The sequence below is a fragment of the Streptomyces ureilyticus genome, assembly GCF_011045025.1.
In the GTDB taxonomy this organism is placed as follows: domain Bacteria; phylum Actinomycetota; class Actinomycetes; order Streptomycetales; family Streptomycetaceae; genus Streptomyces; species Streptomyces ureilyticus.
Window position 1 is genome coordinate 1 of the sequence record NZ_JAAKZX010000042.1, and the last position, 18,918, is coordinate 18,918.

The 18,918-nt window shown below is 70.3% G+C and carries 16 protein-coding genes and 2 rRNA genes; 15 read left to right on the top strand and 3 right to left on the bottom strand.

What is annotated here, in order from left to right:
• The 4 genes from G6048_RS15820 to G6048_RS15835 all read left to right on the top strand — a co-directional run.
• Positions 1–97 (top strand): 23S ribosomal RNA (locus tag G6048_RS15820); the annotation flags it as partial.
• Between the two features lie 105 nt (positions 98–202).
• Positions 203–319: ribosomal RNA gene (gene rrf, locus G6048_RS15825) — 5S ribosomal RNA — on the top strand.
• A 256-nt stretch (positions 320–575) separates the two neighbouring features.
• Positions 576–1,841, top strand: coding sequence for a hypothetical protein (locus tag G6048_RS52220; protein ID WP_165340171.1), 1,266 nt, complete (start codon positions 576–578; stop codon positions 1,839–1,841).
• Positions 1,733–2,557: a tetratricopeptide repeat protein gene (locus tag G6048_RS15835; RefSeq protein ID WP_206341642.1), complete on the top strand. Its 825-nt coding sequence runs from the start codon at positions 1,733–1,735 to the stop codon at positions 2,555–2,557. The genes G6048_RS52220 and G6048_RS15835 overlap by 109 nt, the downstream gene beginning before the upstream one ends.
• Before the next feature lie 73 nt (positions 2,558–2,630).
• Here G6048_RS15835 and G6048_RS15840 read toward each other — a convergent pair whose 3' ends face one another.
• On the bottom strand, positions 2,631–3,920 hold the full coding sequence (locus tag G6048_RS15840; RefSeq protein ID WP_165340172.1) for a DUF1015 domain-containing protein: 1,290 nt from the start codon (positions 3,918–3,920) through the stop codon (positions 2,631–2,633).
• Between the two features lie 72 nt (positions 3,921–3,992).
• On the opposite strand from G6048_RS15840, the gene G6048_RS15845 reads away from it, so the two are divergent.
• The 4 genes from G6048_RS15845 to G6048_RS15860 all read left to right on the top strand — a co-directional run bounded on the left by G6048_RS15845 (position 3,993) and on the right by G6048_RS15860 (position 8,121).
• Positions 3,993–5,021 carry an HAD hydrolase-like protein gene (locus tag G6048_RS15845; RefSeq protein WP_165340173.1) on the top strand — a complete coding sequence of 343 codons (1,029 nt, stop codon included), beginning with the start codon at positions 3,993–3,995 and terminating at the stop codon, positions 5,019–5,021.
• Positions 5,022–5,168: 147 nt separating this feature from the next.
• Entirely contained in the window at positions 5,169–6,212 is a 1,044-nt protein-coding gene (locus G6048_RS15850; protein WP_165340174.1) for a FecCD family ABC transporter permease, read from the top strand.
• Entirely contained in the window at positions 6,209–7,282 is a 1,074-nt protein-coding gene (locus tag G6048_RS15855) for a FecCD family ABC transporter permease (RefSeq protein ID WP_165340175.1), read from the top strand. The genes G6048_RS15850 and G6048_RS15855 overlap by 4 nt, the downstream gene beginning before the upstream one ends.
• Positions 7,279–8,121 (top strand): ABC transporter ATP-binding protein, encoded by an 843-nt coding sequence (locus G6048_RS15860; RefSeq protein WP_165340176.1) that lies wholly within the window; start codon positions 7,279–7,281, stop codon positions 8,119–8,121. The genes G6048_RS15855 and G6048_RS15860 overlap by 4 nt, the downstream gene beginning before the upstream one ends.
• 22 nt (positions 8,122–8,143) lie before the next feature.
• Here the strand turns inward: G6048_RS15860 and G6048_RS15865 are convergent, their stop codons facing one another.
• A complete protein-coding gene (locus G6048_RS15865) occupies positions 8,144–8,491 on the bottom strand; it encodes an SCP2 sterol-binding domain-containing protein (RefSeq protein WP_165340177.1) in 348 nt (115 codons plus the stop codon).
• Between the two features lie 201 nt (positions 8,492–8,692).
• Here G6048_RS15865 and G6048_RS15870 point away from each other — a divergent pair, with 201 nt between their 5' ends.
• The 5 genes from G6048_RS15870 (at position 8,693) to G6048_RS15890 (ending at position 14,042) form a co-directional block, all read left to right on the top strand.
• Positions 8,693–8,962 (top strand): hypothetical protein, encoded by a 270-nt coding sequence (locus tag G6048_RS15870; protein ID WP_165340215.1) that lies wholly within the window; start codon positions 8,693–8,695, stop codon positions 8,960–8,962.
• Positions 8,963–8,969: 7 nt separating this feature from the next.
• Positions 8,970–9,785 carry a TlyA family RNA methyltransferase gene (locus tag G6048_RS15875; RefSeq protein WP_165340178.1) on the top strand — a complete coding sequence of 272 codons (816 nt, stop codon included), beginning with the start codon at positions 8,970–8,972 and terminating at the stop codon, positions 9,783–9,785.
• Positions 9,782–10,687: an NAD kinase gene (locus G6048_RS15880; RefSeq protein ID WP_165340179.1), complete on the top strand. Its 906-nt coding sequence runs from the start codon at positions 9,782–9,784 to the stop codon at positions 10,685–10,687. Before G6048_RS15875 ends, G6048_RS15880 begins: the two co-directional genes overlap by 4 nt.
• 245 nt (positions 10,688–10,932) lie before the next feature.
• Positions 10,933–12,675, top strand: a complete 1,743-nt coding sequence (gene recN, locus G6048_RS15885; RefSeq protein WP_206341643.1) for a DNA repair protein RecN — start codon at positions 10,933–10,935, stop codon at positions 12,673–12,675.
• A 224-nt stretch (positions 12,676–12,899) separates the two neighbouring features.
• Positions 12,900–14,042: a glycosyltransferase family 4 protein gene (locus tag G6048_RS15890; protein WP_165340180.1), complete on the top strand. Its 1,143-nt coding sequence runs from the start codon at positions 12,900–12,902 to the stop codon at positions 14,040–14,042.
• Positions 14,043–14,071: 29 nt separating this feature from the next.
• Here the strand turns inward: G6048_RS15890 and G6048_RS15895 are convergent, their stop codons facing one another.
• Positions 14,072–15,880, bottom strand: coding sequence for a glycoside hydrolase family 15 protein (locus G6048_RS15895; protein WP_165340217.1), 1,809 nt, complete (start codon positions 15,878–15,880; stop codon positions 14,072–14,074).
• A 490-nt stretch (positions 15,881–16,370) separates the two neighbouring features.
• On the opposite strand from G6048_RS15895, the gene G6048_RS15900 reads away from it, so the two are divergent.
• Entirely contained in the window at positions 16,371–18,029 is a 1,659-nt protein-coding gene (locus G6048_RS15900) for a CTP synthase (RefSeq protein WP_165340181.1), read from the top strand.
• An 83-nt stretch (positions 18,030–18,112) separates the two neighbouring features.
• On the top strand, positions 18,113–18,739 hold the full coding sequence (locus G6048_RS15905) for an NUDIX domain-containing protein (protein ID WP_165340182.1): 627 nt from the start codon (positions 18,113–18,115) through the stop codon (positions 18,737–18,739).
• The last annotated feature ends 179 nt before the right edge of the window (positions 18,740–18,918 follow it).

The window sequence follows — 18,918 nt, forward strand, 5'->3', positions numbered from 1 at the left end:
TTAAGGCTCCCAGGAGACTACTGGGTTGATAGGCCAGATCTGGAAGGCGGGTAACCGCTGGAGGTGACTGGTACTAATAGGCCGAGGGCTTGTCCTCAGCTGCTCGCGTCCACTGTGTTGGTTCTGAGACAACGAACCGTTGTCGGCTTTGAGCAGAACGTTTAACTGAAGAGTGTGCTTGTTCGCTCGAAACCATTAGGGTTTCGGTGGTCATAGCGTGAGGGAAACGCCCGGTTACATTCCGAACCCGGAAGCTAAGCCTTACAGCGCCGATGGTACTGCAGGGGGGACCCTGTGGGAGAGTAGGACACCGCCGAACAATCTTTGGAGGACCTCTGGTCCCAGCGACTTGCTGGGACCAGAGGTCCTTTTTGTTTTTCCGAAGCGCGCAGGGTACTCGGCTGCGCGAGAATGACTTGCGGTACTTAAGACAGGAGTCACCATGTCCACCAACTCTCCCGACGAGCGACCGGAGCGCGATCAGCGCCGCCGGGACAGTGGTGACCGCGGCGGCTCCCGCGGGGGGCCGCGACGCGACAACGACCGTGGTGGCAGCGGCCGGCGCGATGACCGCCGTGACGACCGTCGTGGTGGCGGTGACCGTGGTGGTTTCCGGCGGGATGACAGTCGTGGTGGTCCTCGGCGTGAGGGCGACCGGCCGACCTACCGCCGTGACAACAGCGGTGGCGGTGACCGGCCGACGTACCGCCGTGACGATCGCCGTGGTGATGACCGCGGCGATCGCGGAGGCTTCCGCCGTGACGACAACCGTGGCGGTGGCGGCTTCCGTGGGCGCGACGATCGTGATCGTGGCGACCGTCCGGCGTTTCGTCGTGACGAACGTCCGGGTGGGCCCCGGCGCGATGACCGCCGTGACGACAGTCGTGGTGGCGGCGATCGCGATCGCGGCGGGTTCCGGCGAGATGACAACCGTGGTGGGCCTCGGCGTGACGGCGATCGGCCACCGTACCGTCGGGACGACCGTCGCGATGATGAGCGCGGAGGGTTCCGTCGCGACGACCGAAGGGACGGCGACCGCGGTGGATTCCGTCGCGATGACAGTCGTAGTAGCGGAGATCGTGGTGGTTTCCGTCGCGATGAAAGTCGTAGTGGCGGTGACCGTGGTGGTTTCCGTCGGGATGACAGTCGTGGTGGTGGCGACCGCTCGGCGTTCCGGCGTGACAGCAGCGGTGGCGGGGACCGGCCGGCCTTCCGGCGGGATGATCGCCGTGGTGAAGACCGTGCCGAGCGCGGTGGTTTCCGTCGGGATGAGAACCGTGGCGGAGGTTTCCGGCGCGACGAGCGGCGGGGCGATGATCGTGACCGTGGCGGGGTCCGGCGGTCGGAGGACCGTCCGCCCTTCCGGCGCGATGACCGGCAGGGCGATGAGCGTGGTGCTCCCCGTCGGGATGACCGTCGAGGCGACGATCGTGGTGGCTTCCGGCGTGATGAGCAGCGGCAGGGGGAGCGCGGCGGTTACGGACGCCGGGACGACCGGCGCGACAGTGACCGCGGTGATCGCGGTGGTTTCCGTCGGGACGACAGCCGCGGTGGCTTCCGTGGGCGGGACGAGCGCGGACGGGACGAGCGTGGTGGGCGTGGACCGCGGCGTGAGGACGGCGGTGGGCGGCCCGGTGGTTTCCGGGGGCGGGACGACCGGCGGAGCGACGACCGGCGTGGTGGCGGGCGCTTCCGTGAGGAGCGGGAGCGGGATCGTGAGCCGATCAAGCGGTTGCCGATCCTCGAGGACGTCACCGGCGAGGAGATCGACAAGGACGTACGGCAGGAGCTGCAGAGTCTGCCGAAGGGGCTTGCCGAGGATGTCGCCAAGAACCTGGTGATGGTGGCCAGGCTCATCGACGAGGACCCCGAGGGGGCGTACGGCTATTCCAGGGTCGCGCTGCGGCTGGCGTCGCGTGTGGCCGCCGTGCGCGAGGCGGCCGGCTTCGCGGCGTATGCGAACCAGAAGTACAGCGAGGCCCTCGCCGAGTTCCGGGCCGCGCGGCGGATGACCGGGAACGTGGACCTGTGGCCCGTGATGGCGGACTGCGAGCGGGGGCTGGGGCGGCCCGAGAAGGCCATGGAGATGGCCGGGGCGCCCGAGGTGCAGAAGCTCGACAAGGCGGGTCAGGTCGAGATGCGGCTCGTGGCGGCCGGGGCACGGCGCGACATGGGGCAGATCGACGCGGCCATCGTGACGTTGCAGAGCCCCGAGCTGGCCTCGAATTCGGTTCAGCCCTGGACGGCGCGGCTGCGCTATGCGTACGCCGACGCGCTGCTCGCGGCGGGTCGTGAGGACGAGGCGCGCGAGTGGTTCGCGAAGGCCGTCGAGTCCGACAAGGACGGCAGCACGGACGCCTCGGACCGGCTCGCCGAGATGGACGGCGTCGAGTTCGTCGACGCCATGGACGAGGAGGCCCTCGACGAGAGCGGCAGCGGTTCCGAGGCCGAAGCCGTGGAAGCCGCAGCAATCGTCGATGCCCCGGCGCCCGAGCCGGTCGTGAACGACGCCATGGACAAGGACGCTCCAGACCACAGGGACGACTCGGACGACTGACGCCGACACGAGACGCGTACGCGGCGTACGCGCATATGGGCGGGATCCCCTACGGGACCCGCCCATCCGCGTTTCAGCGCTCCAGCGCGCGCAGCACCAGGCCCGAGGCCGGCTTCGGGCCGAACGACGTCGACTTGCGGGGCATCGTGACGCCCTGGCTCGCCAGTTCGCGTACGACCTCTTCGCGGACCGGGTGCATCAGGACGGCCGTGGCGCCGTCGCGTTCGGCCTTGGCGACCGTGGCGGCGGTGTCGTGGATGTACGCGATGTGCTCCGGGACGTCCGGGATGCGCCAGATGTGGTCGAGGAGCGTGGCGTGCAGAACCGTTGCGTCGAGGGTGCGCCAGGCCTCCGGACGGTCGGCCGGGATCGTACGGGCGAGGAGGTCCGGGGAGGGGCGGTCGACCAGGTGGAAGGCGCCATCGCCCGCAAGGAGGAAGGCATTTCCCTCGGCGGCCGCTGCGGAGAGGGCCTCCAGGGCTTCGGAGAGGGGGCCTTGGACGGGGCGTACGCGGAAGGAGTCGCCGAGGGCGGACAGGGCTTCCGCGACGGGGAGGTGGTGCAGGAGGCGGTGGATCGCGCGGACGCGGAGCGGGTAGCGCGCGGTGTCGACCAGGAGCACCAGGCCGAAGTCCCAGGGGCTGGGGGAGGCGTGTTCGGCGCGCAGACGCAGATACGTCGCCCAGCGGTGATGGCCGTCCGCGATGAGGGCCTGGTGGCGGGCGAGGTCCGTCTGGATCGCGGTCAGGTCCTCGGGGTCGGTCATCGACCATAGGCGGTGGCTGAAACCGTCCTCCGTGGTCGTGGCAAGGATCGGCGGATTTTGGGCGGTGCGTTCGATGACGGCGGTGGCGTCGGCGGCGGAGTTGTCGCCGCGGTAAGTCAGGAGCAGGGGTTCGAGGTTCGTGGATGTGGCGCGCATCAGGTCCGCGCGGTCGGCGACGATGTGCGGCATGACGTCCTCGTGCGGCAGGACCACGCCCTCCGACGGCTCCGAGAGGCGCAGGGCGCCTATGAGGCCGCGCTGGAGCATGCCGTCGTCGGCGCGCTGTTCGTAGACGTACAGGCCCGGTTCGGAGTCGGCGGCCAGGACGCCCTCGGCGAGCCAGCGTTGGAGGGTGTCCGCGGCCTTCTTGTTGCGGGCGGCGGGCGTGGTGGCCTGGGGGAGGATAAGGCGGACGATGTTGTGCGGGTCGGACGATTCGAGGTGGTGCAGTCCGTCGGGTCGTACGACCACGTCGTACGGCGGGGAGGTCACGGCGGACAGGCTGCCGACCCGGTCGGGGTCGTAGCGCAGGCCCCGGAACGGGGTGAGGTCAAGGCCCATGCGTGCCGGTACGTCCCCAGGACCTGCAGTATTCATTGGTGCATCGTAAGAGTGTCAGTGGCATGCGCGATGATCGGGGCAATGGGATCGAACGAGGAGCGATGCGAAATGAGCCAGACCGTGAGGACGCGGCCCGAGGGGAGTGACCGGCCCCTGAGCGAGGCGTACGACACGGCGCTGCTCGACCTGGACGGGGTGGTGTACGCGGGCGGGGAGGCGATCGCGTACGCCGTCGAGTCGCTCGGCACCGCTCGTGCGGGCGGGATGCATCTCGCGTACGTCACGAACAACGCGCTGCGGACGCCCGACACGGTGGCCGCGCATCTCACGGAGCTGGGGATACCGGCCGAGGAGTCGGACGTCATCACCTCGGCCCAGGCCGTGGCACGGCTGATCAGTGAGCAAGTGCCCGCGGGGGCACGGGTGTTGGTGATCGGCGGGGACGGGCTGCGGGTCGCGCTGCGCGAGCGTGGGCTTGTGCCGGTCGAGTCGGCCGAGGACGAACCGGTGGCGGTCGTGCAGGGGTATGGCGGGCCGGAGCTGCCCTGGGGGCGCTTCGCGGAGGCCTGCTACGCCATCGCGCGCGGGGTGCCCTGGTTCGCCTCCAACACCGACCTGACGATTCCCAGTGCTCGGGGGATCGCTCCGGGCAATGGGGCGGCCGTGGAGGTCGTACGCATCGCGACGGGCGCCGAGCCGCAGGTGGCCGGGAAGCCGCTGCCGCCGATGCACCGGGAGACGATTCTGCGGACGGGCGCGGTGCGGCCGCTGGTGGTCGGGGACCGGCTGGACACGGATATCGAGGGGGCGTTCAACGGCGAGGTGGATTCCGTGCTGGTGCTGACCGGGGTGACGGACGGCGCGCAGCTCCTTGCCGCCTCGCCGAAGCACCGGCCGACGTACGTGGACGCCGATCTGCGCGGGCTGCTGACCGGACAGCCCGAGGTCGTCGAGGTGAGCGAGGCGTATCGCTGCGGGGGTTGGACCGCCACGGCCGGAAAGGACCGGCTGGAGCTGGAGGGCGAAGGCGAGGCCCTCGACGGGCTGCGGGCGTTGTGTGCCGCCGCCTGGACGGCGGCCGGGGACGGGACATGCGAGCTGGACGGGGGCAAAGCACTGGCACGGCTGGGACTTTGAACGGCTGGGACTTTGAGCCGCAGGCCACCCGGGACGCCGCTGCTCACGGGGCTCCGAAACCGAGCAAGCGCGCAGGTCCGAGAGGTCCAACAGAGTCCTGCGGGCGCACGAATCGAGCAATTGGATAGGGTAGGCTAACCTAACTGTGTGTTGGTCGACAGTCCCCCAGAACCGAACGCGGAGACCGCCCCCGCGCCCCGCAAACGCCGGGCGATACGGGCCGCCGGGCTCCTCGTGTCCGTGGCCGTGCTGGTGCTCATCGCGCTGGCGAGTATCGCGATCGGCGCGAAGGACCTGTCCCTGAGTCAGGTCTGGCACGGCCTGTTCGACGACTCGGGCACGTATGGCGACGTCGTGGTGAGCGAGCGGCTGTCGCGCACTGTCCTCGGGTTGCTCGCCGGTGCCGCGCTCGGCCTCGCCGGAGCCGTACTCCAGGCGCTCACCCGCAATCCGCTGGCCGACCCCGGACTGCTCGGCATCAATGCCGGCGCGTCCGCGGCCGTCGTCACGGCCATCACCTACTTCGGTGTCACCTCGCTGAGCGGCTATGTGTGGTTCGCCTTCGGGGGCGCGGCTGTGGTCGGGGTCCTGGTGTATGTCCTCGGCGGCAGCCGGGGGGCGACACCGGTGCGGCTCGCCCTCGCCGGCACCGCGCTCAGCGCCGCGCTCTACGGCTATCTGCAGGCCGTCATGATCATGGACCAGGCGGCGCTCGGCAAGATGCGCTTCTGGACGGTCGGTTCGTTGTCCTCGGCCAACGACCGGACCATCGAGCAGGTGCTGCCGTTCCTCGCGATCGGTACGATCCTGGCGCTGGCCCTCGCGCGGCCGCTGAACGCCATGGCCATGGGAGACGACACCGCCCGCGCCCTCGGCGCGCATCTGGGCCGTACCCGCGCGCTGTCCATGGCGGCCGCGACCCTGCTGTGCGGGGCCGCGACGGCCGCCTGCGGGCCGATCGTGTTCGTTGGGCTGATGGTCCCGCACGTCGTACGGTCCTTCACCGGGCCCGACATGCGCTGGATCCTGCCGTACGCCACCGTGCTCTCGCCGGTGCTGCTGCTCGGCGCCGATGTGGTCGGCCGGATGGTCGCGCGGCCCGCCGAGCTCCAGGTCGGCATCGTCACCGCGATCCTCGGCGGCCCGGTCTTCATCTTTCTCGTACGACGGCGGAGGACGGCGCAGCTGTGAAGGTCCTGACCAAGCAGGCCGGTTCCGCCCGGCCGTTCCGCGCCCGGCCCGTCCGTACCCGTGGCGGGCTGTCCGTCCGTATCGACGTCCGCTCGTTCACAGTCGTCGTCCTGCTGCTGGTGGCCGCGCTCACCGCGAGCGTCGTCCTCATCGGCACCGGCGACTTCCCGATCCCGGCCGGCGACGTGCTCAAGACGCTGTTCGGCAACGGCGACGCCGGGCAGGAGTTCATCGTCAACGAACTGCGGCTGCCGCGGGTTCTCGTCGGTCTCCTGGTGGGGGCCTCGCTCGGGCTCGGCGGCGCGCTCTTCCAGGCCATCTCCCGCAATCCGCTGGGCAGTCCGGACGTGCTCGGTCTCGCGCAGGGCGCGACGGCCGGCGCGCTCACCGTGATCGTGCTCTTCTCGGGGAGTGCGGCCGAGGTCACCCTCGGGGCGCTCTTCGGCGGTCTGGTGACCGGACTTGCCATCTATGTGCTCGCCTGGAAGCGGGGTGTGCACGGCTATCGACTGGTCCTGGTCGGTATCGGTGTCTCCGCGATGGCCGTGGCCGTCAACGGCTATCTGCTCACCAAGGCCGACATCGTGGACGCGGCCCGTGCGGTCGTCTGGATGACGGGTTCGCTCAACGGTCGTGACTGGGACCAGGTCTGGCCGCTGCTCGCGCTGAGCGCCGTCCTCGTACCGCTCGTCCTCGGCAACGCGCGCGGGCTGTACATGCTGGAGATGGGCGACGACGTGGCGTACGCACTCGGGGTGCGGGTCGAGCGGACGCGGATGCTGCTGATGCTGGCCGCCGTGCTGCTCACCGCTGCCGCCACCGCCGCCGCGGGCCCCGTCGCCTTCGTCGCGCTCACCGCACCGCAGCTCGCCCGGCGTCTCACCCGCGCGCCGGGGCCGAACCTGATGCCCGCGATGTGCATGGGCGCCACCCTGCTGGTCGTCGCGGACTGGGCCTCGCAGCGGGCCTTCGGCGCCGACCAGCTGCCCGTCGGGGTGGTGACCGGAGTGCTCGGCGGTGTCTATCTGCTGTGGCTCCTCTTCACCGAGCGCAAGGCGGGCCGGATATGAACACCCAAAGGAGCACCGTGAACCGCCTGTCCGCCGAGAACGTCACCCTCGCCTACGACCAGCGGGTCATTGCCGAGCAGCTGTCCGTCGAGATACCCGACAACTCCTTCACCGTCATCGTCGGCCCGAACGCCTGCGGCAAGTCCACGCTGCTGCGGGCCCTGTCCCGGATGCTGAAGCCGAGCCAGGGACGGGTGCTGCTCGACGGGCAGGTCATCCAGTCGATGCCCGCGAAGAAGGTGGCCCGGACGCTGGGGCTGCTGCCGCAGTCGTCGATCGCGCCCGACGGGATCACGGTCGGCGACCTGGTGGGCCGCGGGCGCTATCCGCACCAGGGGCTGCTGCGGCAGTGGTCCTCCGAGGACGAGCGGGTCGTACGGGAGTCGATGGCCTCGACCGGAGTCGGAGAACTCGCCGACCGCTACGTCGACGAACTCTCCGGCGGCCAGCGCCAGCGCGTCTGGATCGCCATGGCGCTCGCCCAGCAGACCCCGCTGCTGCTGCTCGACGAGCCGACCACCTTTCTCGACATCCAGCACCAGATCGACGTACTCGATCTGTGTGCCGAACTTCACGAGGAGCAGGGCCGGACCCTGGTCGCCGTGCTGCACGACCTCAACCACGCGGCTCGGTACGCGACGCATCTGATCGCCCTGCGGGACGGATCCGTCATCGCCCAGGGCACGCCGCAGGACATCGTCACGGCCGAGCTGGTCGAGGAGGTCTTCGGGCTGCGCTGCCAGGTCATCGACGACCCGGAGACGGGTACGCCGCTGGTGGTGCCGGCGGCGCGTAACGCGCGTACGGCCGCTGCTGTGAGCGTCGCGAAGGGCTCGTGAAGGTCCCGAACCGGGTGACGGGTCAGAGCAGCTTTCTGAGCCGGATCAGGTCGCGCAGGCCCGCTTCGAGCTTGACCCGGCCCGAGCCCCAGGCCTTCGCGAAGTTCAGCTCGCCGTTCACCATGGCGACCAGGTCGTCGCCGGCCATGGTGAGCCGGATCTGGGCCTTGTCGGGCGGAGGGCCCTGCACCGTGTCGAGCACCTCGATGCGGCCGTCCTTGAGGCGGCCCACGAAGGTGATGTCGAGGTCGGTGATACGGCAGCTCAGCGAGCGGTCCAGGGCGGCGGCACTGCGCACGTCGCCCTCCGCGCCCGCCATGTTGTCCGAGAGTTTGTCTAGTGCGCTGCGGCACTCCTCAATCGTGGCCATCGCGGACGACGGTACCCCAGCGCTTCGCGGTAGCGTCGGGGCATGAACGACTGGGAGCTTCCCGCCGAGCCGGAGGCCGGCCCGGCTGCCGGGCCCGGGGCCGGGCACGCCGCAGGCTCGGAAACCGGCTTCGGCTCCGGCACCGAGGCCGGAGCCGAAGCCGGCGTGGGGACCGGACTCGAAGCCGGATCCGGGGCCGGGCTGGGCGCCGGCCCGGAATCCGGATCCGCGTACGAACCCGCCGCCCCCGCCCCGCTGAACGTGCCGCGCACGCCCACCGGGAACGCCGAGGTGGACGCCCTGCTCGACCGGCTTGCCGATGTCGACCACCTCGCTGCGGACGGGCACATCGAGGTGTACGAGGATGTGCACCGGGGGCTGCGCGACGCGCTCACCGCGCTCGACGCCCGTCCGGGGCCGGAGGGACCTCCGAGGGCCCCGGGACCGTACGGCATGAACAACAGGAGCTGAACCGAACGTGGCAGGAGTGGCACGACGCCGCCTCGACGCCGAGCTGGTCCGCCGGAAGCTCGCCCGCTCGCGGGAGCATGCCGGCCAGCTGATCGCCGCCGGGCGGGTCACCGTCGGCAAGACCCTCGCGACGAAGCCCGCCACCCAGGTGGAGACCGCCGCCGCCATCGTGGTCACCCGCGACGACAGCGACCCCGACTACGTCTCACGCGGCGGCCACAAGCTGGCGGGGGCGTTGAAGGTCTTCGTGCCGCTCGGCCTGAAGGTCGAGGGGCGGCGGGCGCTGGACGCGGGCGCCTCGACCGGCGGATTCACCGACGTACTGCTGCGCTCGGGAGCCGCTCACGTCGTCGCCGTCGATGTCGGCTACGGGCAGCTGGCATGGTCACTCCAAAGCGATGAACGGGTCACCGTCAAGGACCGTAAGAACGTACGCGAGTTGACGTTGGAGGCGATCGATGGGGAGCCGGTGGATCTTATTGTCGGTGACTTGTCCTTCATCCCGCTCGGACTGGTGCTGCCCGCCCTCGTGCGGTGCGCGGCGCCCGATGCCGACCTGGTGATGATGGTCAAGCCGCAGTTCGAGGTGGGCAAGGAGCGGCTGGGGAGCGGCGGTGTCGTACGCAGCCCCGAACTGCGGGCCGAGGCCGTGCGCGGGGTGGCCCGGCACGCGTGGGGGTTGGGGCTCGGGGTGAAGGGCGTCACGGCCAGCCCGCTGCCCGGGCCCTCGGGGAACGTCGAGTACTTTCTGTGGCTGCGAGCCGGTGCACCCGAACTGGACCCGGCCGACGTAGACCGTGCAGTGGCGGAGGGGCCGCGTTGACCGATACCCGAGCTCGTACTGTTTTCCTGCTGGCCCACACCGGGCGGCCCGCGGCCATCCGCAGTGCCGAGCTCGTCGTCCAGGGGCTGTTGCGCTCCGGGCTCGGGGTGCGGGTGCTGGCGGCCGAGGCGGCCGATCTGCCGCTGCCGTCGACCGTGGAACTCGTCAAGGAGGCGACTCCCGAGTGCCTCGACGGGTGTGAACTGCTGATCGTGCTGGGCGGTGACGGGACGCTGCTGCGCGGCGCCGAGTTCGCGCGTGCCTCGGGGGTGCCGATGCTCGGCGTCAATCTGGGGCGGGTCGGCTTCCTCGCGGAGGCCGAGCGTGATGATCTCGACAAGGTTGTCGACCGGGTGGTTACTCGTGCCTACGAGGTCGAGGAGCGGATGACCGTCGATGTCGTCGTGCACAGCAACGGTGATGTCGTGCATACGGACTGGGCGCTGAACGAGGCCGCCGTTCAGAAGGTTTCCGCCGAGCGGCTCCTTGAGGTGGTTCTCGAGATTGACGGGCGGCCCGTCACCGGGTTCGGGTGTGACGGCATAGTCTGCGCGACTCCTACCGGGTCCACGGCGTACGCGTTCTCCGCCGGGGGGCCTGTGGTGTGGCCGGAGGTCGAGGCGCTGCTCATGGTGCCGATCAGTGCGCATGCGCTGTTTGCCAAGCCGTTGGTTACCTCGCCGGATTCTGTGCTTGCTGTGGAGGTTCAGCCGCATACCCCGCATGGGGTGTTGTGGTGCGATGGGCGGCGGACTATCGAGTTGCCGGAGGGGGCGCGGGTGGAGGTGCGGCGGGGGGCTGTGCCGGTGCGGCTTGCTCGGCTGCATCACGCTTCGTTCACTGATCGGCTTGTTGCCAAGTTCGCGTTGCCTGTGGCGGGTTGGCGGGGGGCTCCGCACTAGCGGTTGGGGGCGGGTGGGGATTTCTTTCCCCAGCCCCGCCCCTTCCCGGCTGTATCAATTTGCGGCTCCTCGGTGTGAGGGGGCTGCGCCCCCAGGCCCTCGGGTTCGTATGTTCGCTGCGGGTGCGTTGTGGCTGGTCGCGCCCCGCGGCGGAGCCGCATATGTCACAGCCCCGCGCCCCGTGAAAGCCTGCGCCTTCACGCAACGAACACAGGGGGCGTCGCACCGGGCCAGGGAAACCTCGTATGGTCGTGTCCGTGCTGGAGGAGATGCGGATACGGTCGCTCGGAGTCATCGATGACGCCGTTGTCGAGTTGTCGCCCGGCTTTACTGCCGTTACCGGTGAGACCGGGGCGGGCAAGACCATGGTGGTCACCAGCCTTGGGCTGTTGCTGGGCGGGCGTGCGGACGCTGGTCTTGTGCGGATCGGGGCCAAGAACGCTGTGGTGGAGGGGCGGATCGCCGTTCCCGAGGGTTCCTCAGCGGTCGTACGGGCCGAGGAGGCGGGGGCCGAGCTCGACGACGGGGCGCTGTTGATCAGCCGTACCGTGTCCGCCGAAGGGCGCTCGCGGGCCCACCTGGGCGGGCGTTCCGTGCCCGTGGGGGTGCTGGCCGAACTCGCCGACGAGCTTGTCGCCGTGCACGGGCAGAGCGATCAGCAGGGGCTGCTCAAGCTGTCCCGGCAGCGGCAGGCGCTCGACCGGTACGCGGGGGACGCGGTCGCCGTGCCGCTCGCCAAGTACGCGGGCGCCTACCGTCGGCTGCGTGCCATCTCGGCCGAGCTGGACGAGATCACCACGCGCGCGCGGGAACGTGCCCAGGAAGCCGACATGCTGCGCTTCGGGCTCGACGAGATCGCGGCGGTGGAGCCGCGGGCGGGCGAGGACGTGGAGCTGGCGGCCGAGGCCGAGCGGCTCGGGCACGCCGAGGCGCTCGCGTCCGCGGCCACGGCGGCGCACGCGGCGCTGGCGGGCAACCCCGAGGATCCCGAGGGCATCGACGCCACGACGCTCGTCGCGGGCGCGCACCGGGCACTGGAGGCCGTACGGTCCCATGACTCCGCGCTGGCCGCGCTCGCCGACCGGATCGGGGAGATCGGGATTCTGCTGGGCGATGTGGCGGGGGAGTTGGCGGGGTACGCCGACGACCTGGACGCCGATCCGCTGCGGCTCGCGGCGGTGGAGGAGCGGCGGGCCGCGCTCACCGCGCTGACGCGCAAGTACGGCGAGGACGTGGCTGCTGTGCTGGCCTGGGCCGAGCAGGGGGCCGCGCGGCTCCTGGAGCTGGACGGCGACGACGACCGGCTCGGTGAGCTGACGGCCGAACGGGACGCCTTGCGGGCCGAACTGGGCGGCTTGGCGCAGGCTTTGACGGACGCTCGTACGGAGGCCGCCGAGCGGTTCGCCGCCGCCGTGACCGCCGAGCTCGCCTCGCTCGCCATGCCGCACGCGCGCGTGTCGTTCGCGATCCGGCAGACCGAGGACCCCGACGGCGTGGAGGTGGGCGGTCGTCCGGTGGCGTACGGGCCTGCCGGTGTCGACGAGGTCGAGTTGCTTCTCGCGCCGCATCCCGGGGCGCCGCCGCGGCCGATCGCCAAGGGCGCGTCCGGCGGTGAGCTGTCACGCGTGATGCTCGCGGTGGAGGTCGTGTTCGCGGGTACGGATCCGGTGCCTACGTACCTCTTCGACGAGGTCGACGCCGGCGTCGGCGGCAAGGCCGCGGTCGAGATCGGGCGCCGCCTCGCCCGCCTCGCCAAGACCGCACAAGTGGTCGTCGTCACCCACCTGCCCCAGGTCGCCGCCTTCGCCGACCGGCAGCTCCTCGTCGAGAAGACCAACGATGGCTCCGTCACCCGCTCCGGAGTGAAGTCCCTGGAGGGCGAGGACCGCGTCCGCGAACTGTCCCGCATGCTGGCGGGCCAGGAGGACTCGGAGACGGCCCGCGCCCACGCGGAGGAACTGCTGGCGACGGCTCGGGGGGACGGTTAGGACGACGGGTGGCCGCCGCTCCGCGGCCCCGTCTCCCGCCCGCCTCGCGGGCCGATCTGTCCCCCACCGCCCCACCGTGGTCCGGAACTCCCGTATGTCCTGGCATCCTTAGATGTAGGCGAACGCGCCGTACACCCCAACGGAGCGTTCCTTCTGCGTCATCTCAGAACGTCTTCTGTACTTTCTTCGTGACCGCCCGTCGCTGAACCAGGAGCCCCGGCCACGTGAGCACCCCCGTGAGCAGCCAGTTGTCGCATGGCCGGTCGGCGCTGCGTACCGTGCAGGTCCTCGGCGGCGGCAGCGCGGGCAGCAGTGGGCATGTGCGGTCGTTGGCGTCGGGGCTCGTGGCGCGAGGAGTGCGGGTCACGGTGTGTGCGCCGGCCGCCGCGGAGCAGGCGTACGACTTCAATGGTGTCGGGGCCCGGCATGTGCACGTGCCGCGGCGGAGCGACCCGGCTTCCCTGTCCGCGCTGCGGGCGGCCTGCGCGGACGCCGATCTCGTCCACGCACACGGTCTGCATGCCGGGATGAGGGCGGCCATGGCGCTCAGTGGGCGGCGGGTTCCGTTCGTCGTGACCTGGCACAGCCGCTCGCACGCCGACGGGGCGCGAGGGCATCTGCTGCGGCTGCTGGAGCGGCGGGTCGCCAAGGCCGCCTCCGTGGTCCTCGGGGCCTCGTCCGACCTGGTGGAGCGGGCCCGGCGGAACGGGGCGCGTGATGCCCGGCTCGCCGCGGTCGCGCTGCCTCAGGTGCGGCGGCCCGTCCTCGCGGACGAGGAGCTCGAGCGGCTGCTTCCCAAGGCGCGGGCCGAACTGGGTGCCACGGACCGGCCGTTGCTGATGGCTGTCGGCTCGCTCGAGCGGCACCGGGGGTACGACACGTTGCTGGACGCCACGCGCGCCTGGCGGCGGCTGGATCCCGTACCGCTGCTGGTGATCGCCGGGGAGGGGCCGCTGCGCGCCGAACTACAGGGGCGTATCGAGAACGAAGGGCTGCCGGTACGTCTCGTCGGGCGGCGCGACGACGTCGGTGAGCTGCTCGCTGCAGCCGATCTCGCACTGCTGCCCGGCGGCCGGGAAGCGCGCTCTGTGCTCGCCCAGGAAGCCCTCCACGCGCGCGTGCCGCTCGTCGCCGCCGATATGAGCGGGATCCCCGAACTGGTCGGGGACGCCGCCGAACTCGTACCGCACGGAGACGCGGAAGCCCTCGCCGACGCCGTCGTAGGCCTTCTCGCGGATCCGGAACGGTGTGAGGCCCTCAAGGTCAAGGGCACGCAGCAGGCCGCCTCCTGGCCGACCGAGGACGAGACCGTCGCCCAAGTCCTCAGCATCTACGACGAATTGACGAAGCCGCCGCCCGTGCCGTAGCCGGGCGGCGGCTTGTCATCAGTCGCTCATCAGCCGCCGTAGGCCCCCGAAGCGGTCAGCCGCAGTGCCGTGTCGATCAGGGGCACGTGGCTGAACGCCTGCGGGAAGTTCCCGACCTGGCGCTTCAGGCGCGGGTCCCACTCCTCGGCCAGCAGGCCGAGGTCGTTGCGCAGGGCGAGCAGCTTCTCGAAGAGCTTGCGGGCCTCGTCCACGCGGCCGATCATCGCCAGGTCGTCCGCCATCCAGAACGAGCAGGCGAGGAACGCGCCCTCGTCACCCTCCAGGCCGTCCACGCCCGCGTCCTCACCGGCGGTGGGGTAGCGCAGGATGAAGCCGTCCGTGGTCGACAGCTCCCGCTGGATGGCCTCGATCGTGCCGATCACCCGCTTGTCGTCCGGCGGCAGGAAGCCCATCTGCGGGATCAGCAGCAGCGAGGCGTCCAGCTCCTTGGAGCCGTACGACTGCGTGAAGGTGTTGCGCTCCTTGTCGTAACCCTTCTCACACACATCGCGGTGGATGTCGTCGCGCAGCTCGCGCCACTTCTCCAGCGGACCGTCCGCGTCGCCGGACTCGATGAGCTTGATGGTGCGGTCGACGGCGACCCAGGCCATGACCTTGGAGTGCACGAAGTGCCGGCGCGGACCGCGGACCTCCCAGATGCCCTCGTCCGGCTGGTCCCAGTGGTTCTCCAGGTAGCGGATCAGCTTGAGCTGCAGCAGGGACGCGTAGTCGTTGCGGGCCAGGCCCGTCATGTGCGCCAGGTGCAGGGCTTCGGTGACCTCGCCGTAGACGTCCAGCTGGAGCTGGTGCGCGGCGCCGTTCCCGACGCGTACCGGCGCGGAGTTCTCGTACCCGGGCAGCCAGTCGAGCTCCGCCTCGCCCAACTCCCGCTCGCCCGCGATGCCGTACATGATCTGCAGGCTCTCCGGGTCGCCCGCGACCGCGCGCAGCAGCCACTCGCGCCAGGCGCGCGCCTCGTCGCGGTAGCCGGTGCGCAGCAGCGAGGAGAGGGTGATGGCCGCGTCGCGCAGCCAGGTGTAGCGGTAGTCCCAGTTGCGGACGCCGCCGATCTCCTCCGGAAGCGAGGTGGTGGGCGCGGCGACGATGCCGCCGGTCGGCGCGTACGTCAGCGCCTTCAGGGTGATCAGCGAGCGGACCACGGCCTCGCGGTAGGGCCCGTGGTACGTGCACTGCTCGACCCACTCGCGCCAGAACTCCTCGGTGGCCTCCAGGGCCTGCTCCGGCTCGGGCAGCGCGGGCGGCTCCTTGTGCGAGGGCTGCCAGGAGATGGTGAACGCGATCCGGTCGCCCGGTGCCACCGTGAAGTCCGCGTACGTGGTCAGCGACTTGCCGTAGGTCTCGGCCGTCGTGTCGAACCACACGGAGTCGGGCCCGGCGACGGCCACCGTCCGCCCCTCGTGCTTGTGCACCCAGGGCACGATGCGGCCGTACGAGAAACGCATCCGCAGCGCCGAGCGCATCGGCACCCGGCCCGAGACGCCCTCGACGATCCGCACCAGTTGGGGTGCGCCGTCACGCGGGGGCATGAAATCGGTCACACGGACCGTTCCACGTGGGGTATCCCACTCGGATTCGAGGATGAGGGAGTCGCCGCGGTAGCCGCGGCGGACCGCTCTGGGCGGTTCGGCGTCCGCCGAGTGGGCTGGGCCAAGACGCCAGAAGCCGTGCTCCTCGGTGCCGAGCAGTCCGGCGAAGACGGCGTGAGAGTCGAAGCGGGGCAGGCACAGCCAGTCCACCGTGCCGTCCCGGCAGACCAGCGCTGCGGTCTGCATGTCTCCGATAAGTGCGTAGTCCTCGATGCGCCCGGCCACGTGCATCTCCAGTCGAACGGCCACGTCGCCCCCCGAGGGGCGGTTGCTCTTTGCGGTCAGGGGAATGGGTCAATACAGCGTCGTTGCATGACGTCAATGGTCGCAGTGATTGTTGGTGCGAAACGAACTGACGAGCTCTGTGTCCGGAGAATACGGGCGGGGTGGTGCCGTTGTTCGGCCCGGCTCGGCAGCGATCGTCCGAGCAGGATACGACGCAGGATGGTGATCCGCGCGCCCCTCCCTGGAAAGCGATTGCGCCGGATGAGTGGGAAGAGTGAGTACCACTGTGCCCCGTGTCGGTCCGTGTGCGGAGCGTGGCCGGAAGCGGCCTCGTCCGGGCGCTGATACCCTGGTAGCCCGTGGACCGGTGGGCGCCCCCGAAGCAGAAACCGATGCGAGGGGTCCCCCGAACCGCAGCGACGGCACCTCCCGAAACGCCCGGGTCAGGCAGCCGGCCCGCACTCCGAACCGCGACCACGGGAGCCCCGTCTTGGCCATGCCCTCCAAATCCTCGACGACCAAGCACATCTTCGTCACGGGGGGTGTCGCCTCCTCCCTCGGCAAGGGCCTGACCGCGTCCAGCCTGGGCGCACTGCTCAAGGCGCGGGGTCTGCGGGTCACGATGCAGAAGCTCGACCCGTATCTGAACGTCGACCCGGGCACCATGAACCCGTTCCAGCACGGTGAGGTGTTCGTCACCAACGACGGCGCCGAGACGGACCTGGACATCGGTCACTACGAGCGCTTCCTCGACGTGGACCTGGACGGCTCCGCCAACATCACCACCGGCCAGGTGTACTCCACGGTGATCGCCAAGGAGCGGCGCGGCGAGTACCTCGGCGACACCGTGCAGGTCATCCCGCACATCACCAACGAGATCAAGCACCGCATCCGGCGCATGGCCACGGACGACGTGGACGTGGTGATCACGGAGGTCGGCGGCACGGTCGGCGACATCGAGTCGCTGCCGTTCCTGGAGACCGTCCGGCAGGTCCGTCACGAGGTCGGCCGCGACAACGTCTTCGTCGTCCACATCTCGCTCCTTCCCTACATCGGACCGTCGGGAGAGTTGAAGACGAAGCCGACCCAGCATTCGGTTGCGGCTCTGCGCAACATCGGTATTCAGCCAGACGCGATCGTGCTGCGCGCCGACCGCGATGTGCCGACCGCGATCAAGCGCAAGATCTCGCTGATGTGCGACGTCGACGAGGCGGCCGTGGTCGCGGCCATCGACGCCAAGTCGATCTACGACATCCCGAAGGTCCTGCACACCGAGGGCCTGGACGCCTACGTCGTCCGCAAGCTGGACCTCGCCTTCCGGGACGTGGACTGGACGGTCTGGGACGACCTGCTCGACCGGGTCCACAACCCGCAGCACGAGATCAACCTCGCGCTCGTCGGCAAGTACATCGACCTGCCCGACGCCTACCTTTCGGTCACCGAAGCGCTGCGCGCGGGCGGTTTCGCCAACAAGGCGCGCGTGAAGATCAAGTGGGTCACCTCGGACGACTGCAAGACCCCGGCGGGCGCCGCCCAGCAGCTCGCCGACGTCGACGCGATCTGTATCCCCGGCGGCTTCGGCGACCGCGGCGTCTCCGGCAAGGTCGGCGCCATCCAGTACGCCCGCGAGAACAAGATCCCGCTGCTCGGCCTGTGCCTCGGCCTGCAGTGCATCGTGATCGAGGCCGCGCGCAATCTCGCCGACATCGCGGACGCCAACTCCACGGAGTTCGACGCCGCCACCGGCCACCCGGTCATCTCCACCATGGCCGAGCAGCTCGACATCGTCGCCGGCGAGGGCGACATGGGCGGCACGATGCGGCTGGGCATGTACCCGGCCAAGCTCGCCGAGGGCTCGGTCGTGCGCGAGGTGTACGGCGGCAAGGAGTACGTCGAGGAGCGCCACCGTCACCGCTACGAGGTGAACAACTCCTACCGCACCGAGCTGGAGAAGAAGGCCGGTCTGCTGTTCTCCGGCACGTCCCCGGACGGGAAGCTCGTGGAGTACCTGGAGTACCCGCGCGACGTCCACCCTTACCTGGTCGCGACCCAGGCGCACCCCGAGCTGCGCTCGCGCCCGACGCGTCCGCATCCGCTGTTCGCGGGCCTGGTGAAGGCCGCTGTGGAGCGCAAGACAGGCAAGACGGGTAAGTAACACGAGGTTGTACGGTTGCCGGGGTGCGGGTCCTTTGGGACGCGTGCCCCGGTTTTTCTGTGTACGTGGGAGGACAAGTCGACATGACCATCAAGGACACCGCCGAGGAGTGGGAGGTCAGGGCGACCGGGACTCCGTTCACGGGGAACAAGACCTCCGTGCGCACGGACGACGTGGTCATGCCCGACGGGACGGTCGTCCGACGCGACTACCAGGTCCACCCCGGTTCGGTGGCGGTCCTCGCCCTCGACGACCAGGGCCGCGTCCTGGTCATCCGCCAGTACCGGCATCCCGTACGCCAGAAGCTGTGGGAGATCCCGGCCGGTCTGCTCGACATCCCCGGCGAGAACCCGCTGCACGCCGCCCAGCGCGAGCTCTACGAAGAGGCCCACGTCAAGGCCGAGGACTGGCGGGTGCTCACCGACGTGTACACGACGCCGGGTGGCTGCGACGAGGCCGTACGGATCTTCCTCGCCCGGGATCTGTCCGAGGCCGAGGGGCAGCGATTCGAGGTCGAGGACGAAGAGGCCGACATGGAGCTCTCGCGGATCCCGGTCGAGGAACTCGTCCGCGGTGTGCTCGCCGGTGAGCTGCACAACAACTGCCTTGTCGTAGGCGTCCTTTCCCTGGTCGCGGCCCAGAACGGCGCGGGTCTCGACGCACTGCGCCCGGCCGAGGCGCCGTGGCCCGCGCGGCCCTTCGAGGTGTGACCCTCGCCCTCTCGCGAGGCCGCCACGCAAACCGCCCTGGCGCCGGTGTGACGATCGCCTGATCCGATCGGGGGACGTGCCTGCCGTGCTCCAACGGGATCGTCGCAGAGCGTGAACTAGGCTCTACAAATGCCCCGTCCGGAGTCCCGGCGGGCTTGCGCGTGCGGTGGGACGGGAGT

What these genes read in the sequence shown, in the direction of transcription:
- recN (WP_206341643.1), top strand. Translation starts at nt 10,933, where the DNA reads ATGGTCGTGTCCGTGCTGGAGGAGATGCGGATACGGTCGCTCGGAGTC.
- G6048_RS15840 (WP_165340172.1), bottom strand. Translation starts at nt 3,920, where the DNA reads ATGAATACTGCAGGTCCTGGGGACGTACCGGCACGCATGGGCCTTGAC.
- G6048_RS15860 (WP_165340176.1), top strand. Translation starts at nt 7,279, where the DNA reads ATGAACACCCAAAGGAGCACCGTGAACCGCCTGTCCGCCGAGAACGTC.
- G6048_RS15905 (WP_165340182.1), top strand. Translation starts at nt 18,113, where the DNA reads ATGACCATCAAGGACACCGCCGAGGAGTGGGAGGTCAGGGCGACCGGG.
- G6048_RS15845 (WP_165340173.1), top strand. Translation starts at nt 3,993, where the DNA reads ATGAGCCAGACCGTGAGGACGCGGCCCGAGGGGAGTGACCGGCCCCTG.
- G6048_RS15900 (WP_165340181.1), top strand. Translation starts at nt 16,371, where the DNA reads ATGCCCTCCAAATCCTCGACGACCAAGCACATCTTCGTCACGGGGGGT.
- G6048_RS15895 (WP_165340217.1), bottom strand. Translation starts at nt 15,880, where the DNA reads ATGCACGTGGCCGGGCGCATCGAGGACTACGCACTTATCGGAGACATG.
- G6048_RS15865 (WP_165340177.1), bottom strand. Translation starts at nt 8,491, where the DNA reads ATGGCCACGATTGAGGAGTGCCGCAGCGCACTAGACAAACTCTCGGAC.